Genomic DNA, 18,219 nt, shown 5'->3' on the forward strand with positions numbered 1-18,219 from the left:
ACATCCACGACCCTGTTTGCCAGGTAATTGCCTAACCATCATGGACTCCTTCGATCCATCCGGCTTGTCAGCTCGAGAACGGAGTACGTGTTGCAGAGTCCGACCTTCACCCAGCGCGCGAAGACCATGCTCATCACGCTGGTCGCGATGATGACGACACTGGGAGCGAATATCACTGCGGCCCAGGCGGTACCGGCACCGGTGGCACCTGGATACGCCGGATCGCACGCTGCCGACACCGCCGGATACGGCCGGAACTGACAGACGAGGCGGCGGCCGTCGTCTATGGGTTCTTCAACCCGGACGTTGCGCCCCAGGGGGCCAACAACTGGGGATGCAAGCCCGACGACGCCCACCCGCGCCCGGTCGTTCTCGTACACGGAACCTGGGCGAGCGCCTTCGCCGCCTACTCCGAAATGTCCCCACAACTCGCGCGGGCCGGCTACTGCGTATTCACGTTCAACTACGGTCGTCCCAATGCCCCCGGTCCCGGGCTCGATGCACTTCTCCCCGGCGCCACCGGTGACATCGACGAGTCGACCAGGCAACTGGCGACCTTCGTCGACCGAGTGCTCGCGGCCACCGGCGCGGACCAGGTGGATATGATCGCGCACTCCCAGGGTGGCCTGGAGGCGCGTCGGTATTTGAAGTTCGAGGGCGGTGCGAACCCGGACGATCCCGCTCGGAACAAGGTGAAGCACCTCATCACCTTCGGGGCCACCAATCACGGCACCTCGCTCGACAGTTTCGCCACGCTCATGCTGTCCATCCAGAGCAAACTCCCGCCGGGCACCATCGATCTGCACGTGCCGTTCATGCAGGTCGCGGGCACTGCGGCAATCCAGCAGGTATACGACTCGCCCGTGGTCACCGAGCTGAACGAGGGCGGCGACACCGTGCCCGGCATGGACTACACCATCGTCGGCGACCGCTACGACGAGGTATCCACCCCGTTCGACCGGACGTTCCTGGCGGCCGGACCCGGTGCCACCGTCCACAATCTCGTCCTGCAGGACGGGTGTGAGCAGGAAACCTCCGACCACAACTCGATGCTCTACTCGCCCAAGGCGATATCCATCACCCTGCACGCACTCGACCCCGTGGCCCACCCCGACGTGGTGTGCACCGGCAACCCCTGGCTGCTCTGATGACAACCGCCGAGGAGATCATCGAGTGGCAGACGATGTGGGACGGCTCGCCGTGGATTCCACGGCAGCCACTCCTCCCGCGTGTGGATCAAGGAACTCGTGTCGGCGACCGCGGCCCACGAGACCGGCTGCGGCTCAGGACATCCCATAATGCCGACGTGAGGATATTGCGCAGGTCGCGCGGCGATGCCCACCCTCACCGCTACGGAAAGCTTGCGGCGATCACTGTGGCAGTCGCTGCGTGACGGATGATCAGTTCCCCTTTCGAAGGGGAACGAAAGCACCGCCGGTCACGGGCAGGTGTGCTTCTTCGCTCTATCCCCGAACGCCATGAGGCCGTCATGCGAGTTATCCGTAGCACAGAATTCACCTTGGAAGCACCGTTGGGCCGGGTGGGCTGTGTCAGATGGGTTTGCAGACGATGGAGGCGAAGCCGATCTGGTTGGCGCGCATTTTCCGGTACACCGATCGCCGGAAGTTCGGTCGCATCAGGGCGAGCACGAATCCCGCGAGTGTGCCGGGTAGCCGTACTTGGTTGATGAAGACGTATGGGGCGGCGTCGATGGGGCCGAGTAGTGCGATGTCGTCCACCTCGGCGTCATGACTGAACCAGCCGGCGACGGAGTCGAAGTACTGCAACGCGCGATCCGGGTCGTCGGCGGTGAAGTGGTTGAACAGGAAGGTGCCCGAAGGTGAGCGGTCGATGTCGCCGAGACGCCTGATGTTGCGGGCGGGCATGACGAAGTCGGCGCCCATCTGCCGGAATGCCGGTGCGGCCTGCACTGTCGCAATCGTGTCCGGTGAGGTGGTCTCGATCAGGACGATCACGTCGAAGCGTGGGCTGACACCGGAGGGCTGGATCGCCACGGCTCGGTAGACCGTTGCCGCGATCACCCGGTCGAGTGCCTTCAACTGGCGGGTCAGGTTCTGACACCGGCGGAGTATCCGACGGCGCCGGGAACTGCGTGGCACGAATGGGACTCGGCGCGGCGGGTCGGCGCGGAATCCGAGGTAGAGGTAGCCGTACGGGGCCGGCTCGACGTACGGAGGAGGTGGGTTGGTGTGAGTTCGCTGATGCGTAGTCATGCGATCCCCCTTGCGGTATAAAATAATCGATCGCTCGATTAATTGTATACCCAGCCGAGGGAGCGTGGAAGACCGGATGACGACATCACGGCGTGGGCCGGGGCGGCCGCGGAAGGCGGACGCCGGCGACACCAAAGCCGCACTGCTGAACGCCGCACTGCGGCTGTTCGCCCGCAACGGCTACGTGGGGACCTCGATACGGTCCATCGCGCGCGAGGTCGGGTTGAGCGAAAGCGTGCTCTACGCACACTTCGACAGCAAACAAGCGATCTTCGATGCCGTGCTGTCCGCGCTCGGCCCCAAGACCTCGCTCGACGTGCCGGGTTTCGACCCCACCGCCCTCGCCGACGCCGACCCACCGCACTATCTCCGCGAACTCGTGCGCGCTTCGCTCGACGAGTGGGAGCGGGACGACGCCCGATTACTGATCAGCATGATGGCGCGGGACGGCCTGCTCCACAGCTCCGCCCTGCGGGATGCGATCTCGGCCATGAGAACCCAGGTGAGCCTCCTGTTCGACCGTTGGATCGCCGCCGGTCTGATCCCGGCGGATCTCGCCGCACCGGAAGACCTGGCGATGTCCTTCACCGGTTTCATCGGCCTGACCCGCATACTGCACCTGCACGCCGACGCCATAGACCAGGACCTTGCGAAGGCCCGGGACGACATTCACCGTCACACCGAGACCTTCATACGAGTCGTCTTCCGAGACCGTGGAACACTCCATGATCAATAGTCAGCGGCGCCCGCTGCGACGTGTCGGAGTTCTACGGCTGCGGTATGCGCGTTGGCGACAGGTCTGTGAGCAATATGTCGGCGGTCTGCCGCGTGGCGATCGCGAGAGGAGTGTAGCGCAGACCGCGCAGCGGGTGGGGTCGAATTCGTCATCGCCAGGTGGGATTTCGTCACGCCGCCACGGGGTGTGGGTGGTCAGTTCGTCGTCGAGATATGGGCAATCGGCCATGTCGTCGTCGGTGCAGTGCAGCATGTGGCGCAGATAGGCGCGGGCTGCCTGTAGTTGCGCGATCTGGTCGTCGAGTCGGCCGATCTGGTCGCTGACGGTGTTCTGCCACTGGTCGATTCGCGACTTTCCGGACGTGACCACGGCCGCGCTGGACAAGGGCATTCGGCCGGTGATGCAGCAGAGGTAGGCCAGTCCGATGCGGCGCAGATCGGCCTCGCCGTAGCGGCGGCGGCCGCCGCGCCGATCCGGGCGCGGGATCACGCCTTGCTTCTCCCACCAGCGCAGCGTGGCGGGGGTCAGGCCGTACAGCGCCGCGGCGGACCCGATCGATAGGGAGTCATCGGTTGACATGACGTCGACGTCAACATCCAACATTAGGTAACCCTAACTCCTCGCACACTCGACAGGACAGGACAAGCGCCATGACCGAATCCGCCGCCCACGAACCGATATTCGAGTGGTTGTCCGGCGCTATGGCGACCAGTGTGGTGTCCACGGTGGTCGCGATGGATCTGCCCGAGGCGATCGGCGAGGGATGCACGGTCGACGAGCTGGCGGCGCGCCGTGGTCTCGCCCCGGGGCCCTTGGTCCGGCTGTTGCGCGCCCTGACGCGCATGCGGCTGTGTCACGAAATACGGCCCGGCGCATACGCTCTCACCGAGACCGGCGCCCTGCTGACCGAGGGGCATCCGGAGTCGCTCCGCGATATGGTGCGACTGATGTCCGCGGAGATCACCTGCAACTCCTGGACTCATCTGGAACACTCGCTCCGCACCGGCCGGGCGGGTTTCGACGGGGCCTACGGCATGTCGATCTTCGACTATCTCGTGGACCGGCCCGAACTGGCCACGCTGTACAACTCGTTCATGAGCCGGGGCAGCCGAGAGGTCGGCTCGGCCATTCGCGACTGCTACGACTTCGGCCGGTACACCACCATGGTCGACGTCGGCGGCGGAGACGGCACCCTGCTCACCACCGTCGCCGAACGCCACCCCCACCTGCACGGAACGGTCTTCGACAATCCCCGAGGCGCCCGCAATGCCGCGGACCGGGACACCCCACCCGGCCCCTACCTCTACGACCTCCACATGCTCGTCATCTACGGCGGGCGGGAACGAACCCTCGACGAGCTCGAAAAGCTCTGCGCCTCTGCTGGTCTCGCGATCACCGAGGGAATCCCCGTCCCCGGCCACCCCGGCTGCCTCCTGCTCCAGGCAAAAGCCGCGGGTTGACCGTTTCGCCGAAATTGCCGAGCCACCAGGCGGATACTCGGACTGTGGCTCGGCTTCGCGGCATTGTCGTCATCGCACTGTGCGCCTTGGGAATTGCGGCCTGTCAGAGTCCCGAACCCGCGCCGGTCCCCCCAGCGGAAACCACCACGCCACCAGGCGGCCTCGGCCCCGACGACCGGAAAGTAACCCTCGACTGGGGTGGGAAGCAACGCAGCTATGTGGTGCACCTGCCCCCGGGTCACGACGGCACTGCCGCGCTGCCGCTGGTCGTCGCGATGCACTACTACCCGGGCGACGCCGCGGGAGTCGCCGAGACCTCGGGCTGGAATGACAAGGCGGACAGGGAGAATTTCGTCGTCGTCTATCCGGAGGGGCACGGCTCGGCGTTCAACGCGTTGATCTGCTGCGGTTCCGAGGACGATGTCGGTTTCATCAGGACGGTCGTCGACCAGGTGGCCGACGAGTGGAAGATCGACCGAAAGCGCGTGTACGCCAGCGGTATTTCCAACGGCGGCGACATGTCGTTCAAACTCGCCGTGGAACTGCCGGGAACCTTCGCCGCCATCGCCCCGGTCAGCGGCGGCTTCATCGGGCCCGCCGCGGCGGATCCGGCATACCGTCCCTCCAAGCCGGTCTCGGTGATCACCTTCCTCGGTGGAAAAGACCGCTATTACAGCCAATTCGACACCGGCATCACCCAGTGGCAGCAGCGGCTGGCATGCACCGCCGACCGCCCGCCGACCCAGTACCCCAAGGGCATCACCGTCGCGACGTCCCGCTGCGGCGACGGAAGCGATCTCGCGGTCTACCGCCTGCCGGAGATGGACCACGCCTGGCCCGGCGCCACGCGGGGCCTCTATGCCGACCCCGAGGCCGGTGTGAACGCCACCGACCTTGCGTGGGACTTCTTCGAAGCACATCCGGCGCCGTGACGGGCCGGCCTTTACCTATGGCCGTTCGTCGAGCCAGGTACGAGACCGGGTCGCCGTCTGCCGGACCTCGTCGAGTTGCTGGGCGACCTGGACACCGGCCGTGCCGCCGCGCGCGTTGCGGGAGGCGATCGAGCCTTCGACCGTGAGGACCTCGCGCACCCCGGGAGTCAATGCCGGGTCGATGGCGGCGAATTCCTCGTCGGTGAGTTCATCGAGACCCACGCCGCGGGATTCGGCGGCACGCACGCAGGCACCCGCCGCCTCGTGCGCGACGCGGAAGGGAACGCCTTGGCGGACAAGCCATTCGGCGATGTCGGTGGCCAGGGTGTACCCGGCGGGGGCGAGTTCGGCCATGCGGTCGGTGTGGAAGGTCAGGGTGGAGACCAGTCCGGCGATGGCGGGCAGCAGCAGTTCCAGCTGGGCCACCGAATCGAACAGGGGCTCCTTGTCCTCCTGCAGGTCGCGGTTGTAGGCCAGGGGCTGGGCCTTCAGGGTGGCGAGCAGGCCGGTGAGGTTGCCGATGAGGCGACCCGCCTTGCCGCGGGTCAGCTCGGAGACGTCCGGATTCTTCTTCTGCGGCATGATCGACGAACCGGTCGACCACGCGTCGGCAAGAGTGATGTACCCGAATTCCGGTGTGCTCCAGATGATCACCTCTTCGGCCATGCGCGACAGGTCGACCGCGATCATGGCCAGCACGAAGGCCGCCTCGGCGGCGAAGTCGCGCGCGGAGGTGGCATCGATCGAATTGGCCGCGGCCGCATCGAAATCCAGCTCGGCCGCGATCGCCTCCGGATCCAGTCCGAGCGAGGACCCTGCCAGCGCACCGGACCCGTACGGGGACACGGCGGCCCGCTTGTCGAAATCGCGCAGCCGGTCCACGTCGCGCAGCAGCGGATGCGCATGCGCGAGCAGATGATGCGCCAGCAGCACCGGCTGGGCGGCCTGCAGATGCGTCTTACCGGGCATCACCGCGTCCGGGTGCGCGGCCGCCTGCGCCACCAGTGCATCCACCACATCCATCACCCCGGCCGCGACCCGGCGCACCGCATCGCGCAGCCACATCCGAAACAGCGTGGCCACCTGGTCGTTACGGGAACGCCCCGCCCGCAGACGCCCACCCAGTTCCGGCCCGACCCGCTCGATCAGCCCGCGCTCCAGCGCACCGTGCACATCCTCGTCCGACTCGGACGGGACGAACGCACCCGACTCCACGTCGGCGGCAAGGCGATCCAGCCCCGCCAGCATATCCGCGAGATCGCCCTCCGACAGCAGCCCGGCCTTGTGCAGCACGCGTGCGTGCGCCTTGGAGGCGCGAATGTCGTAGGGCGCCAATGCCCAGTCGAAGTGGGTCGATTTGCTCAGCGCCGCCATCGCCGCGGCGGGTCCGGACGCGAAGCGCCCGCCCCACAGCGCGCCCTCGTTGGTGCTGCCGCCCTGGGTCATCGGTTGTCGTCTCCTCGCGGTCGTATCGCGGTCATCAGAATCTGTCGGCGCATATCGGCGGCCACCTGCTCCGGTACGTCGCGGCCGTGGTCGATCAGCACGCTCGGCGGATCGGCCTCCGTCACCGTCCATCCCTTGGCGGCGAACCACTCTCGCGGATCGCTGCGGCCCTCGTCCGGATACCACAGCGGACCGTCGGGCAGCCGCACGCCCAGCTGTTGCAGCGCCTGCGCCCGCATGCTGCGCAGCTGCTCGTCCGGGCGGTTGCCGCGGCCGATATTGAGCGCTGTCCGGCTGCCGGGCGCACTGAGCGCCACCACATCGTCCAGCAAGCGGTCCTGCGCTTCGGTGGGCAGATAACGCAGCAACCCCTCGGCCAGCCACGCCGTGGGCGCGCTGGTGTCGAAACCCTTGTCCCGCAGGGCCTTCGGCCAATCGTGACGCAGGTCCACCGCGACCTCCCGCCGGTCAACGGTGGGCCGCGCATCGGCCAGTGCGGCAGCCTTGAACTGCAGCACCTTCGGCTGATCCAGCTCGTAAACCACCGTGCCCGACGGCCATTGGATCCGATAGGCCCGCGCATCCAGGCCCGCGGCCAGGATCACGACCTGCCGGATGCCCTCGGCCGCAGCGTCCGCGAAGTAGGAGTCGAAATAGCAGGTGCGCGCCACGGCGAAGCCGGACATGGACTGGTACATCCGGTTCGCGTTCTCGTCGTCGGCGCGCACCTGGCCCTGCGCGATCCGCAGCCAGCCCTCCGTGCCGACCGCCGCCACCAGCCGCTGCGCATAGGGGTCGCGGAACAGCGCGTCGGGGCGTTGCGTCTCGGCCGCGCGGATGGCCGCGATGCCGAGGGCGGTCACACCCACGCTCTCGGTGATATCCCAGCTGTCGTCGTCGGTGCGCACGGCGGCAGGCTACTACTTCTTGCCGAGGTCCCGGCGCGCGGCGACCTTGGACGACAGGCCGTGGATCTGGACGAAGCCCTTGGCCAGCGACTGGTCGAAGGTGTCGCCCTCGTCGTAGGTGGCCAGGTTGAAGTCGTAGAGCGACTCCTCGCTGCGGCGGCCGTTGACCACGACGCTGCCGCCGTGCAGCACCATGCGGACCTGGCCGGACACATGCTCCTGGGTGTTCTGCACGAAGGCGTCCAGGGCGCGCTTGAGCGGGGAGAACCACAGGCCGTCGTACACCAGCTCGCCCCAGCGCTGCTCGACCTGGCGCTTGTAGCGGCCCAGTTCGCGCTCGATGGTGACCGCCTCCAGCTCTTGGTGGGCGGTGATCAGCGCGATCGCGCCCGGCGCCTCGTAGATCTCGCGGCTCTTGATGCCGACCAGGCGGTCCTCGACCATGTCCAACCGGCCCACGCCCTGGCGACCGGCGCGGGTGTTGAGTTCGGTGATGGCCTCGTACACGCTGACCGGGCGGCCGTCGATGGCGACCGGCACGCCCTTGTCGAAGGTGACGATGAGCTCGTCGGGCGCCTCGAAGTTGACGGTCGGGTCGACGGTGTAGTCGTAGACGTCCTTGGTGGGGGCGTTCCACAGATCCTCGAGGAAGCCGGTTTCGACCGCGCGGCCCCACAGGTTCTGGTCGATGGAGAACGGCGACTTCTTGGTGACGGTGATCGGCAGGTCGTTCTCCTCGGCGAAGGCGATGGCCTTCTCCCGGGTCCAGGCGTAGTCGCGCACCGGCGCGATCACGTTCAGATCCGGCGCCAGCGCGCCGATGCCGACCTCGAAGCGCACCTGGTCGTTGCCCTTGCCGGTGCAGCCGTGCGCGACGGTGGAGGCATTGTGGTACTCGGCGGCCTCGACGAGATGCTTGACGATGAGGGGGCGGCTGATCGCGGACACCAACGGGTAGCGGCCCATGTAGAGGGCGTTGGCCTGGATGGTGGGCAGGCAGTACTCGTCGGCGAACTCGTCGCGCGCGTCGACCACGATCGCCTCGACGGCACCGCAGTCCAGCGCGCGCTGGCGCACGACGTTCATATCCTCACCGCCCTGGCCCAGGTCGATCGCGACCGCGACCACCTCGGCCCCGGTCTCCTTGCCGATCCAGCTGATGGCGACGGAGGTGTCCAACCCGCCGGAGTAGGCGAGAACGACGCGATCGGCCATGTCAGAAGCTCCTCAGGTTTCGTGCGTGCAAGCTGCCGTGCGGCGCCGGTACCGCCGCCACCCCGGGCAGCCCGAACCGCTTGCAAATGATTATGCATGACGATGCAATCCCATTCATAACCGGGGTGGGCCGCCCGGTCCACGCGGTTGCGGCGTGTCCTCGACCGGAACCTGGGAACCTTGAAACAGCGACCATCCTGGCGGCGGGAAGGATTACGAGCGATGATTTCGAGCTTTGCGGACTACTTCCGCGAGATCGGCACGGACGTGCTCTCCATCGGGCGCGCGGTTATCGAGCTCATCGCGGACATCATCGACGGCGCCGGGCCGAACGGGGGCAATGGTGGCGGGGGCTACCCGCCGGGTGAGTACCCGCTGGCCTGAGCGAGCCGAGCGTTCCCGCGGTGTCGCAGTTCGGGTTGGCCTGGGCGCCCAGCGGCAACAGCGTGATCGCATCACCCTTCAGCTGACCGTCGGTGACGGTCGCTTCGAACGTCATCCCCGTGCCGCCACCCGGGGTGATCTTCAGATCGAACGAGCTGGCCTTGTCCGATCCCCAGTCGATCTTCCCGTTGCCGTTCGCGGTGATCGACAGTCCGCACTGGTTGCCGCTTCCCGCGACGGCGGTCGCCCGCACGGCTCGACCGTGGGGGCAGCGCTTGGTACACCGGAAGGTGAGAGGAAGACCATGTCATGGACGCCCACCGATCCTGGGACACCATCACCGAGGCCCTCGACCGCGTGTCCGGCCCCGGCAGGGCCAGCGGTGACTGGATCCGCTACCTGTGCCCCGTGCACGAGGGCGACGGCCGCCGCCACCACCCCTCCCTCGGCGTCACTTACAACCACGGCAAGCAGAAAACGATCATCCGCTGCTTCGCGGGCTGCTCCGACGAGGCCGTGCTCGAACGCCTCGGCCTGCATGTGCGCGACCTGTTCGACACACCGCCCGACCACCACGGCCGCAGCAGGACAGGCACTTCCCGCCGGATCGAACCCTCCCTCGTTGATCGAGCTCTCCTCGCCGCCGGACTCCCCCTGTCCGCACACAAACCGGACCTCGGCCGACCCACCGGCCCCTCCCGGCCCGTCGCCACCTACATCTACTACTGGCCCGACGGCCGTCCCGAAGGCAAGATCACCCGCGTCCATACCCCACACAAACACGGCCACGACAAACATTTCTGGCAAGAGCATTGGACCGAAACCGGCTGGCGGAAAGGGGGTTTCGCGCACATTCCCCTCCACCTGCCCGACCTCGTCCACGCCGTGGAAACCGGCGAGGACATCTACATCTGCGAGGGCGAACAAGATGCCCTCGCCGCCCGCCGAGCCGGGCTCATCGCCACCACCAACGCAGGCGGCGCTCTGAGCTGGACCCCCGACCACGCCCACTGGCTCGAAGGCGCCCACCGCATCTGGATCATCACCGACCGTGACGCCCCCGGCTACCGCCGCGCCACCAAGGTCGCCGACACCCTCACCTTCCTGGTCCACGACATCCGCATCGTCCAGGCCCGCGACGGCAAGGACCTCACCGACCACTTCAACGCAGGCCACCATGTGGACGAACTCGACCCGGTGCCACTGCTGGACGAGCACTACGCTCGACCGAGGACCACCGGTTCCCTTTTGTCCAAGCGCCGGGGCGCGCTGTCGTCGGAGGATGATCGTCATGAGCTTCGCTGATGAGGTCCGTATAGGCGCGTTCGTATTCACCAGCCGGCACGAGGGGCAATCGGCCGGGGAGGTGCTGGCGCGGGGTGTTGCCACGGCACAGGCCGCCGAGGCTGCCGGGTTCGACGACGTGTGGGTGACCGAACATCATTTCGTGCCGTTCGGGGTCAATCCGTCCGCGCTCACCTTTGCCGGATACCTGCTCGGCCGGACCAGCACGGTCCGCGTCGGCACGGCCGTCACCGTGCTGCCGCTGCATTCGCCGGTGCATGTCGCCGAGCAGACCGCGCTGCTGGATCACCTGTCCGGCGGCCGGTTCGACCTCGGCGTGGGCCGGGCGCAGCCGGTCGTGGACTACGAGGCCATCGGGCGCGGGGTCGAGTACTGGCAGCGTGGGCTTCCCGAGGCGCTGGATCTGACCCTGGCCGCGCTGGCCGGTCCGGTGTCCGCCGATTCCGATCTGTACCGCTTCCGCGAGGTCGTCCCCGAACCCGGCCCCGCGCAAGGGCGTTCGACCCCGGTCTATCTCGCCGCGAACTCACCGGCTTCGGTGGAACTGGCCGCGACTCGCGGACTGCCGATGCTGCTGTTCTTCGACAAGGACATCGACGCGAAGGCCGCGATGATCGCCGAACACGCCGAAATCGCCCGCGCCGCAGGCCATCCCGACACCGGCTACGCCCACGGGACGGCCCTGTTCGCGCACGTGGCCGACGGCCCGGAGGAGGCACGGCAGGTAATGCGCCGTGCGGCTACCGAATTCGTCCGGGCGAGCAGCCATTACCAACTGCTGCTGGATGTGCCGCAGCGGATCTCCCGCGACGTCGCGCCCGAGCAGATCATCGACGGCATGACCGACAGCGTGATGGCGACGCATCCGGTCGGCACACCACAGATCTGTGTGGAGCGATTGGTCGACCAGATCCGTGGATCGGGTTGCCGTCGAGTGCTGTGCCAGGTGGAGGCCGCCGGAGACCACGACAGCGTGCTGGCCAACGTCAAGCGCATGGGCGAGGAGGTGCTCCCCGAGGTCCGCAGGCGCCTACGCGCCGGGTGACGTCGGGATGATCAGGGTCGACATGCTCAGAACAGTCCCCCGCCCGCATGGACGGTGTCACCGGTGATCCACCGTGCCGCGTCGGAGGCCAGGAAGGCGACGATCCCGGCGATATCGTCGGGCTCACCGATGCGGCCGAGCGGAGTGGACGCGACGATCCGCTCGGTCAGCTCCGAGGCGCGCGCCGCGGCCAGCGCCTCGGTCCGGATCGCACCCGGTCGCACATTGTTGACGGTGATCCCGCGCGGACCGAGTTCCCTGGCGAGTACTCGGACCAGTTCCTCGCTCGCCGCTTTGCTGGCGCCGTACAGGCCGCTTCCCGGGCGATGCGTCGCCGTCACCCCGGAGGAGACGACGACGATCCGCCCGTTGTCCCGCAATCGGTTCGCGGCCTCGCGCAGGGCGACGAAGGTGGCTCGGGTGTTGATCGAGAACATCCGCTCGTAGTCCTCGTCGGTGGCCTCGGCGATAGCGCTGAAGCGAGCCGTACCGACGTTGTTCACCAGGATGTCCACCCCGCCGAAGCGTTCCTCGGCAACGTCGAACAAACCACGCACCTGTGCCGGATCCGCCACGTCGGCCTGTACCGCCGTGCCGTGGCCACCCGATCCTTCGATGGTAGCGACCACCTGCTCGGCCGCGGTTCGGTTCGACTGGTAGTTGACGACAACCGTGGCGCCGTCGGCGCCCAGTCGCTCTGCGATGGCCCGCCCGATGCCGCGCGAGCCCCCGGTGACGATTGCGACCGGCATGACACCTCCCAATTAGTAGATGATCTAGATAGTAGAGATGTCGACCAATTTGTCGGGAGTGTCAACAGTCCAGTGTCTAGACTTGCCACATGGCGACCGAGGATCCGCAGCTGGCAGTGGCCTTCCGGGGGTTGAATCGCGAAGTGAACGCGCTCTACCACCTCATCGCGCGGCGGTTCGGGTTGACGATGCAGCAGGCCGAACTGCTGTGCCTGGTGAGTGGGCGCCCACCGTCGTTCGGCGAGTTGGCCAGTGCGCTGGGTTGCGATAAGACCAATGTGACCGGCCTGGTGGATCGGCTGGAACGTCGGGGCTTCCTGTCCAGGGAGACCGATCCCGCGGATCGCCGGGTGAGCCGGATCGTCATCACCGAACAGGGGCAGAAGATGCGGCACGATATCCGGGCCGCCTTCGAACACGAGTTGTCCACGCGCCTGCCCGCTACCGACCGCGCGCAACTCGTCGCGCTCGCCCACGCTGCGGCAGCCGCATTGGCCGACAGCCGCTCCTCCGACCGCTCGCTTGCCGAAGGCTCGGCCTAGCCGCACAACCAGGAACCGTCCTTTTTTCGCGGATTTCCGGCGGGAGTGTCGAGAACGGTGCGGCGGCTCCGTCCCCGGGGCACGATCGGCCATCACGGGCCGTACAACCGAGAAGGAGTTCGTCGTGAAGTACCTGCTGCTCAAGCATTATCGAGGTGGCCCGACCCCGGCTGTGGACCAGCCTCCGATGGATCAGTGGACCCCGCAGGAGGTCGACGCGCACATCCAGTACATGCACGACTTCGCCGAGCGCCTGAAGCAGACCGGCGAGTTCGTGGACGGGCAGGCCCTCGCCCCCGAGGGTGCCTTCGTGCGCTACGACGGTGCGGGACGGCCACCGGTGACCGATGGGCCGTTCGCCGAGACGAAGGACCTCATCGCGGGCTGGACGGTCATCGACGTGGAGTCCTGGGATCGAGCGGTCGAGCTGGCCGGGGAGCTGTCCGCAGCTCCCGGGGCCGGTGGCAAGCCGATTCACGAATGGCTCGAGGTGCGGCCGTTCCTTACCGAACCACCCACGGTGACAGAGTGAACGAGTCCCTGCTGCGGGAGCTCGTGCCCGCGGTGATCGGCGTCCTCGTCCGTCGCGGAGCAGACTTCGCCTCGGCCGAGGACGCCGTGCAGGAGGCCCTGATCCGGGCATTCGAAACCTGGCCGCAGGAGCAACCGCACAACCCGAAAGCCTGGCTGATCTCGGTCGCGTGGCGCAGATTCCTCGATGCCGCCCGCGCGGAGACGGCCCGGCGCGAGCGCGAGCGCGTCGTGGAGGCCGAACCACCCGCCGGCCCGGCGCCCGCCACCGACGACACGCTGCGCCTGTACTTCCTGTGCGCGCATCCCAGCTTGCCCGCGAGTTCGGCGGTCGCGCTGACCCTGCGCGCGGTCGCCGGGTTGACGACCAGGCAGATCGCGGCGGCATACCTGGTTCCGGAAGCGACGATGGCCCAGCGGATCAGCCGGGCCAAGCGGCGCATCGCCGGGGTCCGGCTCGCCGAGCCCGGCGACCTGGCGACGGTGTTGCGAGTGCTGTATCTGGTGTTCAACGAGGGATACAGCGGGGATGTCGATCTGGCGGCCGAGGCGATCCGGCTCGCCCGCCAACTCGCCGCCCTCACCGACGAGCCCGAAGCGGCCGGGTTGCTCGCGCTCATGCTGCTGCACCACGCGCGCCGGGCCTCCCGCACCGGGCCCGGCGGCCGCCTGGTGCCGTTGGCGCAACAGGACCGCTCGCTCTGGGACACCGAGATGATCGCCGAAGGAGTGACGATCCTGCAGACCGCGTTGGCCCGCGACCGGCTCGGCGAATACCAGGCCCAGGCCGCGATCGCCGCCCTGCACGCCGACGCCCGCACCGCATCCGAGACCGACTGGGTACAGATCGTGGAGTGGTACGACGAGCTGCTGCGGCTCACCGGCAGCCCGATCGTGCGGCTCAATCGGGCCGTGGCGGTCGGCGAGGCCGACGGACCACAGGCCGGTCTCGCCGCGCTCGCCGATATCGACCCCACCCTGCCTCGCTACACCGCGGTGAGCGCATACCTCCACGAACGCGCGGGCGATCTCGGCCGCGCCGCCGACCTGTATGCCGAAGCCGCCCGCGCCGCCACCAGCCTGGCCGAACGCGACCACCTCACCCGCGAGGCAGCCCGCGTGCGGCACGTCATCACTTAGCGTCCCCGTAGCACTCCACCACCGCGGTGGTGAAGGGGAAGCGCACGGGTGTGGGCCCGAAGGCGATCCGGCCTGCGGTCTCGGCCGCTGTCGCGATCGCCTCGGCGACCGTGGCGGCCTCCCCGGCCGGGCAGTGCACGATGACCTCGTCGTGCTGGAAGAAGACCAATTCGGCACGGAGCCCGGCGCGGGCCACCTCATGGCGTATTGCCGCCAAGACCAGCAGGGCCCAGTCGGCGGCGCTGCCCTGGACCACGAAGTTGCGAGTGAAGCGGCCACGGGCACGCATCGTGGAGGTGCTGCTGTATCCGCTCGGCTGCTCCTCCTGGGGCAGGTCGGGCGATCCGGCGGAGGCAGGTGGGCTGGTGCGCCCCAGCCAGGTGCGCACGAGGCGGCCCTCTTCCCCCGCGCGGGCCGCGTCGTCGACGTAGGCCACCGCGGCCGGATAGCGGCGGCGCAGTTCGGCCATGTGGGTGAGGGCATCACCGGAGGTCTGGCCGTAGATGGCGCCCAGCAGGGCGAGTTTGGCCTGGGCGCGGTCGCCGTCGAAGGATCGGGCCGCCAGATCCGCGTACAGATCGTCGCCGCGACCGGCCACCTCCATCAGTCCCGGGTCGCGGGAGATCGCGGCAAGGATGCGAGGCTCCATCTGGTCGGCGTCGGCGACCACCAAGCGCCATCCCGGGTCCGCGCGCACGGCCTGCCGGATCACTTTCGGAATCTGCAGGGCACCACCGCCGTTGGTGGTCCAGCGCCCGGAAACCGTTCCGCCGGGCAGGTATTCGGGACGGAAGCGTCCGTCGTGCACCCATTGCTCGAGCCAGGACCAGCCGTGGGCGGTGTAGAGGCGGTAGAGCGATTTGTATGCCAGCAGCGGCGCCACCGCGGGATGATCGATCCGCTGGAGTTCCCATTTCCGGGTGGAAGACAGGAAGATTCCGGCGCGGGCGAAGGCCTTGATGATGTCGTTGGGCAGATCGGGCCGGACCCGCACGCCGTCGCCGAAGGCACGCGACACCTCATCGGCCAACTCCGCCATCCGGCGCGGTTCGCCCCCACCCGGAAAACGCTCCCCCAGCAGCTCGTCCAGCAGTTCGCGGTGAATGTCTGCGCGCCAGGGGATTCCGTATCGCGACATCTCCGCGGCCACCAGCATGCCCGCCGATTCGGCGGCCAGCAGCAGCCGCATCCGCTCCGGGTGTTCGGCTTTCGCCGTCCGGGTCAGCTGACCCGCGTACACCTCCAGGAGGGCGGTGAACTCGTCTGTGCCGGATGGCAGCGGAACCGGGCCCGACTCGAACAGCGACGGCTGCGTTTCGGCGGCCCGTGCGGGCGCATCCGGTGGGACGGGCAGGTTGTGCAGCCGCGCCCACGCGGCCGCCAACGAGCGGGCCTGACCCGACTGGCCCTCCTCGTGGCCGATCAGCAGTGCCTCCCCGGCCTCCACGTCGTAGCAGCGCTCGACCCGCACACCGGCCGCCAGCAGGTGCCGGTAGATCTCGGCCGTGGATCGCCACACCCACCGCTCGACGTCGGGACGTGCGCGCACCGCCTCGGCGAGCGAGGGCTCGTCCACCACCGGTCCCGCGGGCCGGCCGTCCCGATCCAGCGGGCACAAGCGAGCACCTCCCTCGCCCGACTCCGCCACCGCCCATCTCATGCGTGGAGTCTTGCATCGCGGACACCGCTTTCGGCACTCGCCTTGGCCACTGCCTTGAAGGTTTCTCCTTACCGCCTGCCGATATCGCTGGGAAGTTTCAACCGAGACTTCAACGATACTGTTGAACGGCATGGATACGGCCGACGAGAATCCGACGATCGAACTCAGCATGGCTGAACTGCGCGAGATCGCGGGCTATGCCGTGGCCTGCGCGGAGCCCGCTTCGGCGATCTTCGAGCGCGACTGTCCGGATGATCCGCGCGCACGGGCGGTGCTCGACGAGGTGCGCAGATTCGCCGCTGGAGGCAGGCGGACGAAAGCGATACGGGTGACCGCATTCGATGCGCACAGAGCCGCGCGGGCAGCCGAAGAGAGGGGATATGAAGCCGCCGCCGACGCGGCGCGCGCCGCCGGTCACGCGGGAGGGGCGGCGTACCTGCATCCGCTGGCGAAGGCGCATCAGGGCGGGCACATCCTCATGTCTGCTGCCCACGCTGCTCGAGCATTCGAGCTCGATGCCGGCGACGACCGTACCGTGGGCGCCCACTACATCGAGAAGGCAACAGATCTCGCCAACCCCATCGTGGTGAGCGTCCTGACGCGCTACCCCGAAGCCCCGAGTGGCCGCGGCCGGGTGGGAGAGCTCTGGCGCGAACTGGACGCGTCGTTGCGGCGCCTGGCGACGCTCAGGTGAGGGGGCGGTGGCGTTCGAGCAGGCGCACGTGGGCGGGCTCCAGTTCCTCGAGCGAGCCGACGCCGAGCAGTTTCATGGTGCGGATCAGCTGGGTTCGCAGAATGTCGATGGCACGGTCGACTCCGGCTTCTCCCCCGGCCATCAGGCCGTAGAGGTAGGCGCGGCCGATGAGGGTGAAACGGGCGCCCAGGGCCACGGCGGCGGCGATGTCGGCACCGTGCATGATGCCGGTGTCGAGATGGATCTCCACGTCGTCGCCGACCTCACCCACCACCGCGGGCAGCAGATGCAGTGGCACCGGCGCGCGATCCAGTTGGCGGCCACCGTGATTGGACAGCACGATGCCGTCGACGCCCATACCGGCCAGGCGTTTCGCGTCGTCGACGGTCTGCACGCCCTTCACCAGCACCTTGCCCGGCCAGCGCTCGCGGATCCAGGTCAGATCGTCGAATCCGACGGTCGGGTCGAACATGGCGTCCAGCATTTCGCCGACCGTCCCGGACCAGCGGTCCAGGGAGGCGAAGGCGAGCGGTTCGGTGGTCAGGAAATCCCACCACCACCAGGGCCTGCGCAGTGCGTCGAGGGCACCGCCCACGGTGATCGACGGCGGCACGGTCATCCCGTTGCGGGCATCGCGCAGGCGCGCACCGCCCACCGGGACGTCCACGGTCACCACCAGGGTCTCGAAGCCCGACCGCGCCGCGCGATCGACCAGGGCCATCGACCGGTCCCGGTCCTTCCACATGTACAGCTGAAACCAGTTGCGGGCAGCCGAACCCGTTGCGGCCGCGAGGTCTTCGATCGCCGTGGTCGCCATGGTGGACAGCGTGAACGGGATTCCGGCCCGCTCGGCCGCCCGCGCACCGGCGATCTCGCCCGCGGTGTGCATCATCCGGGTGAATCCGGTGGGTGCGATACCGAACGGCAGCGCCGACCGTGCTCCGAGAACCTCCGCGGCGGTGTCGGTTTCGGCCACGTTGCGCAGGATCGCGGGCCGGAATTCGATGTCCTCGAACGCCTGTCGCGCCCGGCGCAGGCTGATCTCGCCGTCGGCTGCGCCATCGGTGTAATCGAAGGCCACCTTCGGCGTGCGCTTGCGCGCCATCTCCCGCAGATCCCAGATCGTCTGCGCCCGGGCAAGTTTGCGCGCGCGGCCGCCGAACGGCCGCTCGAACTTCACCAGCGGCGCCAGCTCCCGAGGTTTGGGCATGCGGCGGTTCACCATTCGAGCACCA

General features: G+C 68.1%; 20 protein-coding genes. 11 read left to right on the forward strand and 9 right to left on the reverse strand.

Annotation, left to right across the window (positions count from 1 at the left end):
* Positions 1 to 90: 90 nt before the first annotated feature.
* Both IU452_RS38160 and IU452_RS15225 read left to right on the forward strand, forming a co-directional pair.
* Positions 91 to 261, forward strand: a complete 171-nt coding sequence (locus IU452_RS38160; protein WP_228817901.1) for a hypothetical protein — start codon at positions 91 to 93, stop codon at positions 259 to 261.
* Positions 258 to 1,148: an esterase/lipase family protein gene (locus tag IU452_RS15225; protein ID WP_267467578.1), complete on the forward strand. Its 891-nt coding sequence runs from the start codon at positions 258 to 260 to the stop codon at positions 1,146 to 1,148. Before IU452_RS38160 ends, IU452_RS15225 begins: the two co-directional genes overlap by 4 nt.
* 402 nt (positions 1,149 to 1,550) lie before the next feature.
* Here the strand turns inward: IU452_RS15225 and IU452_RS15230 are convergent, their stop codons facing one another.
* On the reverse strand, positions 1,551 to 2,234 hold the full coding sequence (locus IU452_RS15230; RefSeq protein WP_195109724.1) for a hypothetical protein: 684 nt from the start codon (positions 2,232 to 2,234) through the stop codon (positions 1,551 to 1,553).
* Between the two features lie 76 nt (positions 2,235 to 2,310).
* Between IU452_RS15230 and IU452_RS15235 the strand changes: the two genes are divergently transcribed.
* Positions 2,311 to 2,970, forward strand: a complete 660-nt coding sequence (locus IU452_RS15235) for a TetR/AcrR family transcriptional regulator (RefSeq protein WP_228817905.1) — start codon at positions 2,311 to 2,313, stop codon at positions 2,968 to 2,970.
* Here IU452_RS15235 and IU452_RS15240 read toward each other — a convergent pair whose 3' ends face one another.
* Positions 2,971 to 3,573 carry a MerR family transcriptional regulator gene (locus IU452_RS15240; RefSeq protein ID WP_416382324.1) on the reverse strand — a complete coding sequence of 201 codons (603 nt, stop codon included), beginning with the start codon at positions 3,571 to 3,573 and terminating at the stop codon, positions 2,971 to 2,973.
* A gap of 47 nt (positions 3,574 to 3,620) precedes the next feature.
* On the opposite strand from IU452_RS15240, the gene IU452_RS15245 reads away from it, so the two are divergent.
* Together IU452_RS15245 and IU452_RS15250 are read left to right on the forward strand one after the other, a co-directional pair.
* Positions 3,621 to 4,430 (forward strand): methyltransferase, encoded by an 810-nt coding sequence (locus tag IU452_RS15245; RefSeq protein ID WP_195109725.1) that lies wholly within the window; start codon positions 3,621 to 3,623, stop codon positions 4,428 to 4,430.
* Between the two features lie 44 nt (positions 4,431 to 4,474).
* A complete protein-coding gene (locus IU452_RS15250; protein ID WP_324192638.1) occupies positions 4,475 to 5,362 on the forward strand; it encodes an alpha/beta hydrolase family esterase in 888 nt (295 codons plus the stop codon).
* Between the two features lie 15 nt (positions 5,363 to 5,377).
* On the opposite strand, the gene argH is transcribed toward IU452_RS15250, so the two are convergent.
* From argH to IU452_RS15270, 4 genes are all read right to left on the reverse strand, one after another.
* On the reverse strand, positions 5,378 to 6,808 hold the full coding sequence (gene argH / locus IU452_RS15255; protein ID WP_195109726.1) for an argininosuccinate lyase: 1,431 nt from the start codon (positions 6,806 to 6,808) through the stop codon (positions 5,378 to 5,380).
* Positions 6,805 to 7,716: an SAM-dependent methyltransferase gene (locus IU452_RS15260; protein ID WP_195109727.1), complete on the reverse strand. Its 912-nt coding sequence runs from the start codon at positions 7,714 to 7,716 to the stop codon at positions 6,805 to 6,807. The genes argH and IU452_RS15260 overlap by 4 nt, the downstream gene beginning before the upstream one ends.
* A gap of 12 nt (positions 7,717 to 7,728) precedes the next feature.
* Positions 7,729 to 8,931, reverse strand: coding sequence for an argininosuccinate synthase (locus IU452_RS15265; RefSeq protein WP_195109728.1), 1,203 nt, complete (start codon positions 8,929 to 8,931; stop codon positions 7,729 to 7,731).
* 310 nt (positions 8,932 to 9,241) lie between these two features.
* Positions 9,242 to 9,568 carry a hypothetical protein gene (locus IU452_RS15270; RefSeq protein ID WP_195109729.1) on the reverse strand — a complete coding sequence of 109 codons (327 nt, stop codon included), beginning with the start codon at positions 9,566 to 9,568 and terminating at the stop codon, positions 9,242 to 9,244.
* 56 nt (positions 9,569 to 9,624) lie between these two features.
* Between IU452_RS15270 and IU452_RS15275 the strand changes: the two genes are divergently transcribed.
* Both IU452_RS15275 and IU452_RS15280 read left to right on the forward strand, forming a co-directional pair.
* On the forward strand, positions 9,625 to 10,620 hold the full coding sequence (locus tag IU452_RS15275) for a toprim domain-containing protein (protein WP_195109730.1): 996 nt from the start codon (positions 9,625 to 9,627) through the stop codon (positions 10,618 to 10,620).
* Entirely contained in the window at positions 10,607 to 11,665 is a 1,059-nt protein-coding gene (locus tag IU452_RS15280; RefSeq protein WP_195109731.1) for an LLM class flavin-dependent oxidoreductase, read from the forward strand. Before IU452_RS15275 ends, IU452_RS15280 begins: the two co-directional genes overlap by 14 nt.
* 26 nt (positions 11,666 to 11,691) lie before the next feature.
* Here IU452_RS15280 and IU452_RS15285 read toward each other — a convergent pair whose 3' ends face one another.
* Entirely contained in the window at positions 11,692 to 12,417 is a 726-nt protein-coding gene (locus IU452_RS15285; RefSeq protein WP_195109732.1) for a glucose 1-dehydrogenase, read from the reverse strand.
* Positions 12,418 to 12,506: 89 nt separating this feature from the next.
* On the opposite strand from IU452_RS15285, the gene IU452_RS15290 reads away from it, so the two are divergent.
* The 3 genes from IU452_RS15290 (at position 12,507) to IU452_RS15300 (ending at position 14,630) form a co-directional block, all read left to right on the forward strand.
* Entirely contained in the window at positions 12,507 to 12,959 is a 453-nt protein-coding gene (locus IU452_RS15290; RefSeq protein ID WP_195109733.1) for a MarR family winged helix-turn-helix transcriptional regulator, read from the forward strand.
* 124 nt (positions 12,960 to 13,083) lie between these two features.
* A complete protein-coding gene (locus tag IU452_RS15295; protein ID WP_195109734.1) occupies positions 13,084 to 13,491 on the forward strand; it encodes a YciI family protein in 408 nt (135 codons plus the stop codon).
* Positions 13,488 to 14,630, forward strand: a complete 1,143-nt coding sequence (locus IU452_RS15300) for an RNA polymerase sigma factor (RefSeq protein ID WP_195109735.1) — start codon at positions 13,488 to 13,490, stop codon at positions 14,628 to 14,630. The genes IU452_RS15295 and IU452_RS15300 overlap by 4 nt, the downstream gene beginning before the upstream one ends.
* On the opposite strand, the gene IU452_RS15305 is transcribed toward IU452_RS15300, so the two are convergent.
* A complete protein-coding gene (locus IU452_RS15305) occupies positions 14,623 to 16,290 on the reverse strand; it encodes a bifunctional 3'-5' exonuclease/DNA polymerase (RefSeq protein WP_195109736.1) in 1,668 nt (555 codons plus the stop codon). The genes IU452_RS15300 and IU452_RS15305 overlap by 8 nt on opposite strands.
* A 130-nt stretch (positions 16,291 to 16,420) precedes the next feature.
* Between IU452_RS15305 and IU452_RS15310 the strand changes: the two genes are divergently transcribed.
* Positions 16,421 to 16,984 (forward strand): putative immunity protein, encoded by a 564-nt coding sequence (locus IU452_RS15310; protein WP_195109737.1) that lies wholly within the window; start codon positions 16,421 to 16,423, stop codon positions 16,982 to 16,984.
* Here the strand turns inward: IU452_RS15310 and IU452_RS15315 are convergent.
* Positions 16,977 to 18,209 carry an alpha-hydroxy acid oxidase gene (locus IU452_RS15315; RefSeq protein ID WP_195110204.1) on the reverse strand — a complete coding sequence of 411 codons (1,233 nt, stop codon included), beginning with the start codon at positions 18,207 to 18,209 and terminating at the stop codon, positions 16,977 to 16,979. The two genes, IU452_RS15310 and IU452_RS15315, sit on opposite strands and share 8 nt — an antisense overlap.
* Between the last annotated feature and the right edge of the window lie 10 nt (positions 18,210 to 18,219).

Source organism: Nocardia transvalensis (assembly GCF_015477765.1).
Classification (GTDB): Bacteria; Actinomycetota; Actinomycetes; order Mycobacteriales; family Mycobacteriaceae; genus Nocardia; species Nocardia transvalensis_A.

Excerpts from the sequence above, each read along its gene's own strand:
- IU452_RS15230 (WP_195109724.1), bottom strand. The coding sequence starts at position 2,234 with ATGACTACGCATCAGCGAACTCACACCAACCCACCTCCTCCGTACGTC.
- IU452_RS15235 (WP_228817905.1), top strand. The coding sequence starts at position 2,311 with ATGACGACATCACGGCGTGGGCCGGGGCGGCCGCGGAAGGCGGACGCC.
- IU452_RS15240 (WP_416382324.1), bottom strand. The coding sequence starts at position 3,573 with ATGTTGGATGTTGACGTCGACGTCATGTCAACCGATGACTCCCTATCG.
- IU452_RS15245 (WP_195109725.1), top strand. The coding sequence starts at position 3,621 with ATGACCGAATCCGCCGCCCACGAACCGATATTCGAGTGGTTGTCCGGC.
- argH (WP_195109726.1), bottom strand. The coding sequence starts at position 6,808 with ATGACCCAGGGCGGCAGCACCAACGAGGGCGCGCTGTGGGGCGGGCGC.
- IU452_RS15265 (WP_195109728.1), bottom strand. The coding sequence starts at position 8,931 with ATGGCCGATCGCGTCGTTCTCGCCTACTCCGGCGGGTTGGACACCTCC.
- IU452_RS15275 (WP_195109730.1), top strand. The coding sequence starts at position 9,625 with ATGGACGCCCACCGATCCTGGGACACCATCACCGAGGCCCTCGACCGC.
- IU452_RS15280 (WP_195109731.1), top strand. The coding sequence starts at position 10,607 with ATGAGCTTCGCTGATGAGGTCCGTATAGGCGCGTTCGTATTCACCAGC.
- IU452_RS15285 (WP_195109732.1), bottom strand. The coding sequence starts at position 12,417 with ATGCCGGTCGCAATCGTCACCGGGGGCTCGCGCGGCATCGGGCGGGCC.
- IU452_RS15290 (WP_195109733.1), top strand. The coding sequence starts at position 12,507 with ATGGCGACCGAGGATCCGCAGCTGGCAGTGGCCTTCCGGGGGTTGAAT.
- IU452_RS15305 (WP_195109736.1), bottom strand. The coding sequence starts at position 16,290 with ATGAGATGGGCGGTGGCGGAGTCGGGCGAGGGAGGTGCTCGCTTGTGC.
- IU452_RS15310 (WP_195109737.1), top strand. The coding sequence starts at position 16,421 with ATGGATACGGCCGACGAGAATCCGACGATCGAACTCAGCATGGCTGAA.
- IU452_RS15315 (WP_195110204.1), bottom strand. The coding sequence starts at position 18,209 with ATGGTGAACCGCCGCATGCCCAAACCTCGGGAGCTGGCGCCGCTGGTG.